The sequence below is a fragment of the Cupriavidus sp. 21MJTG02-4 genome (assembly GCF_057798975.1).
Window position 1 is genome coordinate 220,360 of record NZ_JBYOJP010000012.1, and the last position, 11,039, is coordinate 231,398.

An 11,039-nucleotide genomic window follows, 5' to 3' on the forward strand; every position below is an offset into this window, starting at 1 on the left:
GGCAATGAAAAAAGGGCGCCAGCAAAGCTGGCGCCCCTTCAGGGCCGGTAGGTGGACAGCGGCTTACGCGTCGGCCGGCATCGCGCCGACGACATTGAAGCCGGCATCGACATACGTGATTTCGCCGGTCACGCCGCTTGCCAGGTCCGACAGCAGGAACGCCGCGACATTGCCCACTTCCTCGATGGTCACGTTGCGACGCAGCGGGGCCGTGTTCTCGAAGGCGTTGAGCAGCTTGCCGAAGTCCTTGATGCCGGACGCCGCCAGCGTCTTGATCGGGCCTGCCGAAATGCCATTGGCACGGATGCCGCGCGGACCGACCGAGGCCGCCAGGTAGCGCACGCTGGCTTCCAGCGCGGCCTTGGCCAGGCCCATGGTGTTGTAGTTGGGGACCACGCGCTCGGCACCGAGGTAGGTCATGGTCAGCAGCGAGGCATTGTCCGCCAGCATCGGCAGCGCGGCCTTGGCCAGTGCCGGGAAGCTGTAGGCGGAGATGTCGTGCGCGACGCGGAAGCCTTCGCGCGACAGGCCTTCCAGGAAGTCGCCGGCAATGGCTTCACGCGGGGCGAAACCGATCGAGTGCACCAGGCCGTCCAGCTTTTCCCAGCGCTGGCCCAGGCCGGCGAACGTCGCGGCGATCTGCTCGTCGCTGCCGACGTCGCAGTCGAAGATGAGGTCGGTGCCGAATTCCTTGGCAAAGTCGCTGATCCGGTCCTTGAACCGTTCACCGACGTAGGTGAAGGCGAGTTCGGCGCCTTCGCGTTTGCAGGCCGAGGCGATGCCATAGGCAATCGAACGGTTCGAGAGCAAGCCGGTGATGAGGATCCGCTTTCCTGCCAGAAATCCCATGAATTCTCCTAGGTGGTCAAGGTGGTGTTCGGGGCACGCTTTCTGCGTCGGCCCTGCGGCCGGGGGCATGCCCCCGGTGCCAGACGGCCATTTTATTGCGCCGCGTAGAGGGAATGTCCGGATGGCTGGAGCCCACCCGAACGCATGTAAAATTGTCTCACAACTTGGCCCGGCCGCAGAACGCCGGACCCCAGAGGTCATATTGGAGGAATCCAGCGGGATGCCTATTCAAGCACGTTGGCCGCTTCAGGCGGCATGGCAGTGCTTCCGTCGGGATGCGGTACTGCGGGTTGGGCTGGCGCTGGCGCTGGCGGCGGGGGTTTCCGCTACGGCGAATGCGGAGCATGGTTTTGCCTTGCACGGCGATCTCAAATACCCCGCCGATTTCAAGCATTTCGATTATGTCAATCCGGACGCCCCGATCGGCGGTACGCTGACACTCGCCAATCCGGACCGCCGCACGAGCTTCGACAAGTTCAACCCGTTCACGCTGAAGGGGACCGCCGCGCCGGGCCTCAATGCCCTGATGTTCGAGTCGCTGCTGATCAGCAGCGCCGATGAAACCGCCAGCTCGTATGGCCTGCTGGCCGATGACGTCACGGTGGCGCCGGACGAGCTGTCGGTGGTCTTCCATATCCGTCCCGAGGCACGCTTCTCCAATGGGGATCCGGTCCTGGCTGCGGACGTGAAGTATTCCTACGACATGCTGATGAGCAAGGCGTCCAGCCCCGGCTACCGCAGCATGTGCATGGACGTGAAATCGGTGGTGGTCACGGGCGAGCGCAGCGTGCGCTTCGATTTCAAGCAGCGCAACCGCGAATTGCCGCTGATCGTCGGGTCGCTGCCCGTGTTCTCGAAGAAGTGGACCCAGAAGGTGTCGTTCGAGAAGCTGACCTTCGAGGAGCCGGTGACCAGCGGCCCGTACATCATCGACCGCTATGACGCGGGCCGCGGCATCATCTTCAAGCGCGACCCGAACTACTGGGGCAAGAAGCTCGCGGTGCGGCGCGGCACCTTCAACTTCGAGCGCGTGGTGTACCGGCTCTACAAGGACGAAACCGCCAAGCTGGAAGCCTTCAAGGCCGGCGAGTTCGACGCCATCGTCGAATACCGTGCCAAGAACTGGGCCAAGAGCTACCAGGGCACGCGCTTCAGCAAGGGCGAGCTGATCAAGACCGAGTTCCCGCACCGCAACGGCGCGGGCATGCAGGGCTTCGTCATGAATATGCGCAAGCCGATCTTCAAGGACGTGCGGGTCAGGCAGGCGCTGATCCTCGCGCTGGATTTCGAATGGCTCAACCGCCAGCTCTTCTATGGCGCATACAAGCGGCTGGACAGCTGGTTCTCCAACAGCGAACTTGCGGCCAGCGCCACCTTTGACGGCAAGCCCGGGCCGGGCGAGCTGAAGCTGCTCGAGCCGATGCAGGCCAAGCTGCCGTCCGAGGTCTTTGGCCCAGATGTCGTGCAGCCGAGCACCAATCCGCCGCGCTCGCTGCGGGACAACCTGCGCGACGCGCGCCGCCTGCTGGCGCAGGCCGGCTGGACCTACACCGATGATGCGCTGCGCAACGCCAAGGGCGAGCCGATGGTGTTCGAGTTTCTCGACGACGGCGGCGCCATGAGCCGGGTGATCACGACCTATGTCCGCAATCTCGAGAAGCTCGGCATCCAGGTCAACCAGCGCACCACCGACTACGCGCTGTACCAGAAGCGGCTCGAGGACTTCGACTTCGACATGGTGTCGATCCGCTTCCCCGATTCGCAGAGCCCGGGCAACGAACTGCGCGACCGGTTCTCGAGCGAGGCGGCCGATACGCCGGGCTCGGACAACCTGTTCGGGTTGAAGTCGCCGCAGGTCGACCGGCTCGTGGACGATGTCCTGCACGCCAATACGCGTGAGGAACTCGTCACTGCGGGCCGGGCGCTGGACCGGGTGCTGATGCATGGCTATTACATCGTGCCGAACTGGTACAGTGCCTCGCATCGGGTGGCTTACCGCAAGGAACTGAGCTATCCGAAGGACCGGCTGCCTTACTACTACACGGCCGAAGGCTGGATTCTGAGCAACTGGTGGCGCACCGATACGGTCGCGTCATCCGCGGCTCGCTGAAGAAGGGGGGGCGGCCGATGCTTGCCTATCTGTTCAAGCGCATCCTGCTGATGATTCCGACGCTGATCGGGGTCATTACGCTGACCTTCGCCGTGATCCAGTTCGTGCCGGGCGGCCCCGTCGAGCAGATGATGCTCGAACTCAAGGGGCGCGGCGGCGGTGGCGGCGAAGCCAGCGGCGGCGGTGCCGAGTACCGTGGCCGCCGCGGCGTGGATCCCGAGAAGATCAAGGAAATCCAGGCCCTGTACGGCTTCGACAAGCCCCCGCTCGAGCGCTACTTCCTGATGCTCAAGCGCTTTGCCCGGTTCGACCTTGGCCAGAGCTATTTCCAGCACCGCAGCGTGTGGGAGCTGGTCAAGTCCAAGCTGCCGGTCTCGGTGAGCCTCGGGCTGTGGACCTTCTTCCTGACCTACCTGATATCGGTGCCGCTCGGGATTTCCAAGGCCATCCGCGCCGGCAGCCGGTTCGACGTGGTGACCAGCATGATCGTGCTGGTCGGCTACGCCATCCCGGGCTTCGTGCTGGGGGTGCTGCTGCTGGTGCTGTTCGGTGGCGGTACCTTCGTCCAGTGGTTTCCGCTGCGCGGCCTGACTTCCGACAACTGGGACCAATTGTCGCTGATGGGCAAGGTCATGGACTACCTGTGGCACCTGGTGCTGCCGATTACCGCGTCGGTGGTGGGCAGCTTTGCCGTAGTGACCATGCTGACCAAGAACGCCTTCCTGGACGAGATCCGCCGACAGTACGTGCTGACCGCGCGGGCCAAGGGTTTGTCGGAGCGCCGCGTGCTCTGGAAGCACGTGTTCCGCAACGCCCTGATCCCGCTGGTCACGGGGTTCCCGGCCGCGTTCATCGGCGCGTTCTTCACCGGGTCGCTGCTGATCGAAACGCTGTTCTCGCTCGATGGCCTTGGCCTGCTGTCGTATGAGGCCGTGCTTCGGCGCGACTATCCGGTGGTGCTGGGGACGCTTTACCTGTTCACCCTGATCGGCCTGGTTACCCGGCTGATTTCCGACGTCTGCTACGTGCTGGTCGACCCGCGCATCCATTTCGAGGCCTTGCACCGATGAAATCACTTTCGCAAGCGACGGGCTTGCCGCACTCGCTGTCGCCGCGCCAGCGGGCGTGGCAGCGATTCCGGCGCAATCGCCTGGGCTACTGGAGCCTGATCCTGTTCGTGGCGATCTTTGTGCTGAGCCTGTGTGCGGAAGTGCTGTCGAGCAACCGCCCGCTGGTGGTGCGCTACAAGGGCGAGTGGTATTTCCCGATCGTCAAGGTCTATCCTGAAACCACCTTCGATGGCGATTTCGCCACGCCGGCGGACTACCTCGATCCCTATATCCGCGACCGCATCACCTCGAATGGCAATTTCGCGGTGTTCCCACTGAACCGCTATTCGTACGACTCGCTCAACTACTTCGCCAAGGAGCCCAACCCCGCACCGCCGTCGGCTGAAAACTGGCTCGGCACCGATGACCGTGGCCGCGACATCCTGGCGCGGCTGCTCTATGGCTTCCGCGTGTCGGTGCTGTTCGGCATGGCGCTGACGGTGCTCGGCGTGCTGATCGGAACACTGACCGGCGCGCTGATGGGCTTCTTTGGCGGGCGCTTCGATTTGTTCTCGCAGCGGGCCATCGAAATCTGGAGTTCCATGCCGGAGCTGTACCTGCTGATCATCTTCGCGTCGATCTTCGAGCCCAGCCTGGCGCTGCTGATCATCCTGCTGTCGCTGTTCGGCTGGATGGGGCTGTCGGATTACGTGCGCGCGGAGTTCTACCGCAATCGTTCGCTCGACTACGTCAAGGCCGCGCGCGCGCTGGGGCTGTCCAACGTGCAGATCATGTGGCGCCATATCCTGCCCAACAGCCTGACGCCGGTGATCACCTTCCTGCCGTTCCGCATGAGCGCGGCGATCCTGGCGCTCACCAGCCTGGATTTCCTGGGCCTGGGCGTACCGCCCACCACGCCAAGCCTGGGCGAACTGCTGGCGCAGGGCAAGGGCAACCTCGACGCCTGGTGGATCTCGCTGTCGACCTTTGCCGTGCTGGTGGTGACCTTGCTGCTGCTGACGTTCATGGGCGATGCGCTGCGCGATGCCTTCGACACGCGCCTGGGCCTGGCCGCGCTGCGCGGCCGCGTGGCGCCCAAGGTGCCGGCTGGTGCGCCTGCGGGAGCAACGCCATGAACGTGGTGCCCAAGCTCCGCGAAGCGGAGGCCATGCTGGCCGATCCGCCGCCATCGCCGTCGACAGGTGGCACGCTGATCTGCGTGGACAAGCTTTCGGTCACGTTCGGCCATGGCGACGATGCCACGCGCGCCGTGCGCGAAGTCAGCTTCGACCTGCGCGCCGGCGAGCGCTACGCGCTGGTGGGGGAGTCAGGCTCCGGCAAGACGGTGACCGCGCTGGCGATGCTGCGCCTCGTGGAAGACGCCCACTACGATGGGGCGATCCGTTTCCAGGACCGCAACCTGCTCGATGTCTCGGATCGGGAGATGCGCGCCATCCGCGGCGCGGAGATCGCCATGATCTTCCAGGAGCCGATGACCGCGCTGAATCCGCTCTACACGATCGGCAACCAGATCGTCGAGACGCTGGCGCTGCATGAAGGGCTGGACCGGCGCGCGGCGCGCGAGCGCGCCATTGCCTTGCTGGAGCGCACCGGCATCAGCGACGCCGCGCATCGCTTCGACAGTTTCCCGCACCAGCTGTCAGGCGGGCAGCGCCAGCGTGCCATGATTGCCATGGCCCTGGCATGCCGCCCGAAGCTGCTGCTGGCCGACGAGCCGACCACGGCGCTGGACGTCACCATCCGTGCGCAGATCATGGACCTGCTGCGCGACTTGCAGACCGAGTTCGGTATGGCGGTGATGCTGATTACCCATGACCTCAACCTCGTGCGCTCGTTTGCCCAGCGGGTCGGGGTCATGGAGAAGGGCGTGATGGTCGAGACCGGCGACACCGCCCAGGTGTTCGCTTCGCCCCAGCATCCCTATACGCGCAAGCTTATCGACAGCCGCCCGCGCCGCGAGGTGCTGCCGCTGGTGCCGCTGGCGCCGACGCTGCTGGAAGCGCGGGGGCTTTGCGTGAACTACTCGCGCAAGCGCAAGGGGATGGCGGGGTGGTTCGGCAAGGATCAGTTCGCGGCCGTCAAGGATGTCGATTTCCAGCTGCGCGAGGGCGAGACCATCGGCATCGTCGGGGAATCGGGCTCCGGCAAGACCACGCTGGCCCATGCGGTGCTGGCCCTGCAGCGCAAGAGCGCCGGCACCATCCATTTCCTCGGGAGCAGCTTCGACGGCGCCACGCGCAAGGACCGTTGCGAAATGCGTTCGCGCATGCAGGTCGTGTTCCAGGATCCGTTCGGGTCGCTGTCGCCACGCATGACGATCGAGCAGATTGTCGGCGAGGGACTGGGGCTGCACCAGCCGGGTTTGTCGCGCGACGCCATGCGTCAGCAGGTCATCGAGGCGCTGCGCGAAGTCGGGCTCGACCGCACGGCGCTGGGCCGCTACCCGCATGAGTTCTCGGGCGGCCAGCGCCAGCGCATCGCCATCGCCAGGGTGCTGATCCTCAAGCCGCAGGTGCTGGTGCTCGACGAGCCCACTTCGGCGCTCGATGTCTCGATCCAGCAGCAGGTGCTGGGGCTTCTTTCCCAGCTGCAGCACAAGTACAACCTCAGCTACCTGTTTATCAGCCACGACCTTGCGGTGATACGCGCCATGGCGCACCGGGTCATCGTGATGAAGGCGGGCGAGGTGGTCGAGGCGGGGGAAACCGAGTCGGTTCTCGGCGCGCCGCAACATCCGTATACGCGCAAGCTGATGGCGGCTGCCCAGGTTGGTGCAGCCTGACATCATTGCTGTGCAGCAAGCACACCGCCTGCGGGCGGTGTCACGCGACTGTCATGCGGAAAGCAACATTCCAGATGCGGAAACCTAAGTAGGTCGTTGATTGGAAAGCCATTTCCGTCAAATTTGTAACGAACTTTGACAGAGTGGCGACGAGCCGATACCATCCCGCGAGGACTATTTTTGGGGTGGTCGCTCGTCCGCTTTAGGACGTGCCCTGCACGGCTTGTATGCCTTTGTGACCGGCGCACTTCTTGCGTACGGTCTCCCCCGCAATGATTCAGGCATCACCATCTTCGCTGGCGTTATTCGTCGGGCGTGATGGCGATGATTCGAACGATTCATCAGGAGAACCAATGCAGCGATCGGTACTTCATTCCCTGGCACGCGTGGCCGTCGGGATTGCCATTGCCTGCGGTGCGACTGTGTCGAATGGAGTGCTGGCGGATACGGTTTTCAAGGACCCCGATGCCCGCATCGATGCTTCGGCCCAACTGGGCGCGGACACGCATGCGGAAGGCAAGCGCGGCTTGCTGTCGTCGGTCGTGAATTCCACCAGCCACGTCGCCAGCAAGGCTGGCGACCTGGTCATGAATGCGCTTGGCCTGATTGGGGTGCGTTACCGCTTTGGCGGCAACAGCCCGGAATCCGGCCTGGACTGCAGCGGCTTTGTCCGCTACGTGTTCAATGACACCTTCGGCTTCATGCTGCCGCGCCGTTCCGTCGAGATCAGCCAGGTTGGCACCAATGTGGCTGTCAATGAACTACGCCCGGGCGACCTGGTGTTCTTCAACACCATGCGCCAGACCTTCTCGCACGTCGGCATCTATATCGGCGACAACAAGTTCGTGCATGCCCCGTCCACGGGCAGCAAGATCCGCGTCGACGACATGCGCGCCGCCTATTGGGTGACGCGCTACAACGGCGCCCGCCGTATCGACGAAGGCCAGTCATCGAGCCGCGGCGACAGCCTTGGCAACATGGTCGAGACGCTCAAGCGATTCGACCCGAACGCCACCTCGCGTACGCTGTACGGCGGTTGACACCGGGGCGACTGCAACAAAAAAGGACTGCTTCTGCAGTCCTTTTTTGTTGGTGGGAAGCGTCCGGCTATTGCGCCGCCACGGTGCCGGCCGGGCGCAAGCGGGCCTGCTCCAGCCGCTGGCGCAACGTGGACATCACGGCGGCCGTGGCCTGCTCGCCGGCCAGTACCGCGCGGTTGCGCGCATTGAAGTCGCTGCCGCCCATGTCGGGCAGTTCGGGGCGGATCACCACGTCGGCGCGCGCCAGCGCCATCTTGTTGATCGACTGCCCCATGATCGTCGTCGTCTGCAGCAGCACGCCGCTCTGGCCGCCATTCTTCTGGCTGGACGGGTCCGCCGAGATATTGACGGCAATGACGAAGTCCGCGCCCATGCTGCGTGCCGAATCCACGGGAACCGGCTCGACCAGTCCGCCATCCACGTAGTCCCGCCCCTGGATCGAGACCGGCTGGAACACGCCCGGCACGCTGCTGGACGCGCGTACGGCCTGTCCCGTATTGCCGCGCCGGAACAAAATGCGTTCGCCGGTCTTGAGGTCGGTCGCCACGATGCCCAGCGGCAGCTTCATGGCCTCGATCGGCCGGTTCGAAACCAGGCGGTTCACGTAGTTCTGCAGCGCCTCGCCCTTGAGCCAGCCGCCAAAACGGCTGCCGAAGGGCAGGGCCCAGTCGGCAATGGCGGCCTCGTCCATGGTCAGCGCCAGCTTGTTGAGTTCGAAGCCGCTCATGCCGGTGGCGTAGAGCGCGGCGACCACCGCTCCGGCGCTGGTGCCGGTGACCAGGTCAGGGTGGATGCCCTGGGCTTCGAGTGCCTTGATCACGCCGATATGGGCGAAACCACGTGCGGCGCCGCCGCCCAGCGCCAGGCCGATCTTGATGGGGCGCGGTGCCGGCTGGGTCGCCACCGGGTTGGCCGTCGTCGATGTGCCAGGGCGCGGGCCGAACGAACAGGCGGAAAGCAGGGCGGCTGCCGAGGCGCCGAGGAAATGACGTCGTTGCATGAATCAGGGGTGCCAGTGGATGAGCAGAGGCGGGCGGAAATTCAATTGTGACTGGATCGGCGCGAGGTTAGGGCTTTTTCGTGCGGACCGTTCGTGTGACTCCGCGAAGCATAAATGATTCCGTTGGAAACGATAGCGATGCCGGCCGTGCTCAGTCCGTGTGCCGGCAGGGCGGCCAGGCTTCGCATTGCTATAATGCAGGACCGACATATATCCAGCCTGCGCGCGTCCGCGCGGGCTTTTTTGTTTGTTCCCGACCACCATGACCCAACGCGTCCGCACCCGCTTTGCGCCGAGCCCGACCGGCTTCATCCATCTCGGCAATATCCGATCCGCGCTTTATCCGTGGGCGTTCGCCCGCCGCATGAAGGGTGATTTCGTGCTGCGCATCGAAGACACCGATGTCGAGCGTTCTTCGCAGGAAGCCGTCGACGTGATCCTCGAAGGCATGGAATGGCTCGGCCTGGATATCGACGAGGGCCCGTTCTACCAGATGCAGCGCATGGACCGCTACCGCGAGGTGCTGGCCCAGATGGTCGACAGCGGGCTGGCCTATCCGTGCTACATGAGCACGGAAGAGCTGGACGCCCTGCGTGAAGCCCAGCGCGAGCGCGGCGAAAAGCCGCGCTACAACGGCTTCTGGCGCCCGGAGCCGGGCAAAGTCCTGCCGGAGCCGCCGGCCGGCGTGAAGCCGGTGCTGCGTTTCCGCAATCCGCTGGACGGCAGCGTGGTGTGGGATGACGCGGTGAAGGGCCGCATCGAGATCTCGAACGAAGAGCTCGATGACCTCGTTATCGCACGCCCGGATGGCACGCCGACCTACAACTTCTGCGTCGTGGTGGACGATCTCGACATGAAGATCACGCACGTGATCCGTGGCGATGATCATGTCAATAACACGCCGCGCCAGATCAACATCATCCGCGCGCTCGGCGGCGCCACGCCGGTCTACGCGCACCTGCCGACCGTGCTCAACGAGAGCGGCGAGAAGATGAGCAAGCGTCACGGGGCCATGAGCGTGACCGGCTATCGCGACGAAGGCTATCTGCCTGAGGCCGTGGTCAATTACCTGGCCCGCCTGGGCTGGGCGCACGGCGACGCGGAAATCTTCAGCCGCGAGCAGTTCGTCGAATGGTTCGACCTCGAGCACCTGGGCAAGTCGCCGGCGCAGTACAACGCCGAAAAGCTCGCCTGGCTGAACAACCACTACATCAAGGTGGGCGACAACGCGCGCCTGGCCGAGCTGACGCGTCCGTTTATCGAGTCGCTCGGCGGCAAGGTGGAGGGCGCGGACCTGGTCGGCGTGATCGCCCTGGTCAAGGACCGTGCCAATACGCTGAAGGAAGTGGCCCAGACGGCACTGCTTTTCTATCGTGGCGAGCCGCAGGCCGATGCAGCGCTGAAGGCAGAACACCTGACGCCGGAAATCCAGCCGGCGCTGAAGGCGCTGGCGACCCAGCTCGGTGCGCTGCCCGAATGGAAGCGGGAAGCGATCAGCGCCACCTTCAAGGCGGTGCTGGCAGAGTTCGGGCTCAAGATGCCCAAGCTCGCCATGCCGGTACGCCTGCTGGTTGCTGGCCAACTCCAGACACCGGCTATCGACGCGGTGCTGGAGCTGTTCGGCCGCGATACCGTGCTACGCCGCCTCGCAGCCGGCTTGAACGGTTAAAAAAGTTGCGAAAAGTCCTGGCGGGGGCTTGCGCTCCGCTCAGGACTTGGCCATAATCTCGTTCTCCCTGCAGCGCGGTCAGAAACAAGATCAAGCGGGCGATCTGGAAAAATCTCGATGGCCGTCAGGTCAGAATCTGCGAAAGCGGGTTGAGACGAAAAGCAGATCGGGGGCTTGCAAAAAATCGAGGTTGATATATAATCTCGGCTTCGCTTGAAACGGTAAGTTTTCCGGTGGGGCGAATTGGCAGGTTGCAGTAAATAGAAGTACCATGGGGCTATAGCTCAGCTGGGAGAGCGCTTGCATGGCATGCAAGAGGTCAGCGGTTCGATCCCGCTTAGCTCCACCAAGACATCGGAATTATCTGCGGTTCGGGATGGTTCCAGACGGAACGTGTTGAAAGACAAGTTTCTGTCCCCTTCGTCTAGAGGCCTAGGACATCACCCTTTCACGGTGAGTACAGGGGTTCGAATCCCCTAGGGGACGCCATAATATCAGGCGTAATCATATGTCTGGATT

At 63.9% G+C, this 11,039-nt stretch carries 8 protein-coding genes and 2 tRNA genes; 8 read left to right on the forward strand and 2 right to left on the reverse strand.

Going from position 1 to position 11,039, the window contains the following annotated elements:
- Window positions 1-63: 63 nt before the first annotated feature.
- Window positions 64-849: an enoyl-ACP reductase FabI gene (gene fabI / locus AC3FKH_RS23250; protein ID WP_483708518.1), complete on the reverse strand. Its 786-nt coding sequence runs from the start codon at window positions 847-849 to the stop codon at window positions 64-66.
- Window positions 850-1,069: 220 nt separating this feature from the next.
- Here fabI and AC3FKH_RS23255 point away from each other — a divergent pair, with 220 nt between their 5' ends.
- From AC3FKH_RS23255 to AC3FKH_RS23275, 5 genes are all read left to right on the forward strand, one after another.
- Window positions 1,070-2,959, forward strand: coding sequence for an extracellular solute-binding protein (locus AC3FKH_RS23255; protein ID WP_488678132.1), 1,890 nt, complete (start codon window positions 1,070-1,072; stop codon window positions 2,957-2,959).
- Window positions 2,960-2,976: 17 nt separating this feature from the next.
- Entirely contained in the window at window positions 2,977-4,029 is a 1,053-nt protein-coding gene (locus tag AC3FKH_RS23260; protein ID WP_483708515.1) for a microcin C ABC transporter permease YejB, read from the forward strand.
- Window positions 4,026-5,144, forward strand: a complete 1,119-nt coding sequence (locus AC3FKH_RS23265) for an ABC transporter permease (RefSeq protein WP_483729763.1) — start codon at window positions 4,026-4,028, stop codon at window positions 5,142-5,144. The genes AC3FKH_RS23260 and AC3FKH_RS23265 overlap by 4 nt, the downstream gene beginning before the upstream one ends.
- 32 nt (window positions 5,145-5,176) lie before the next feature.
- Complete coding sequence (locus tag AC3FKH_RS23270; protein ID WP_488678149.1) at window positions 5,177-6,811, forward strand: ABC transporter ATP-binding protein; 1,635 nt, start codon at window positions 5,177-5,179, stop codon at window positions 6,809-6,811.
- A gap of 353 nt (window positions 6,812-7,164) precedes the next feature.
- A complete protein-coding gene (locus AC3FKH_RS23275) occupies window positions 7,165-7,851 on the forward strand; it encodes a C40 family peptidase (protein ID WP_488678134.1) in 687 nt (228 codons plus the stop codon).
- Between the two features lie 67 nt (window positions 7,852-7,918).
- Here AC3FKH_RS23275 and AC3FKH_RS23280 read toward each other — a convergent pair whose 3' ends face one another.
- Window positions 7,919-8,851, reverse strand: a complete 933-nt coding sequence (locus AC3FKH_RS23280; RefSeq protein ID WP_488678135.1) for a patatin-like phospholipase family protein — start codon at window positions 8,849-8,851, stop codon at window positions 7,919-7,921.
- Window positions 8,852-9,113: 262 nt separating this feature from the next.
- On the opposite strand from AC3FKH_RS23280, the gene gltX reads away from it, so the two are divergent.
- The 3 genes from gltX (at window position 9,114) to AC3FKH_RS23295 (ending at window position 11,009) form a co-directional block, all read left to right on the forward strand.
- Entirely contained in the window at window positions 9,114-10,520 is a 1,407-nt protein-coding gene (gene gltX, locus AC3FKH_RS23285) for a glutamate--tRNA ligase (RefSeq protein ID WP_488678137.1), read from the forward strand.
- A gap of 273 nt (window positions 10,521-10,793) precedes the next feature.
- Window positions 10,794-10,869, forward strand: a tRNA-Ala gene (locus tag AC3FKH_RS23290).
- Window positions 10,870-10,933: 64 nt separating this feature from the next.
- Window positions 10,934-11,009, forward strand: a tRNA-Glu gene (locus tag AC3FKH_RS23295).
- Window positions 11,010-11,039 lie beyond the last annotated feature (30 nt).